The organism is Lactobacillus corticis (assembly GCF_018327645.1).
GTDB lineage: Bacteria > Bacillota > Bacilli > Lactobacillales > Lactobacillaceae > Lactobacillus > Lactobacillus corticis.
The window spans coordinates 1-213 of the sequence record NZ_BMAY01000060.1 but is presented as its reverse complement, the minus strand read 5'-3'; the positions used below and the strand labels follow the sequence as shown (position 1 = coordinate 213).

The window sequence follows — 213 nt, the reverse complement described above, 5'->3', positions numbered from 1 at the left end:
GATGCAGCTTGTTGCCATCAAGACCAACTTTATCTGCGCCAGTCTTGATAAAGCCGCATTGAGAACACCGTTGGGTGCTAGGATAGAATCGATCTGCCAATCGCAATTCTTTGCCATACCATTGGCATTTATAAGTTAAAACCTGTCTGAAATAACCAAACAACGACCGTTGTAAACCTTTAGACGCAACATGGCTCATCTGCATTTGTTTCA

Annotated in this window: 1 protein-coding gene; it reads right to left on the bottom strand. The window is 42.7% G+C overall.

Annotated elements, in window-relative coordinates; translation table 11 throughout:
* Positions 1–213: zinc ribbon domain-containing protein (locus KI210_RS08715; protein ID WP_212781474.1), on the bottom strand; the 213-nt coding region annotated here is incomplete at both ends.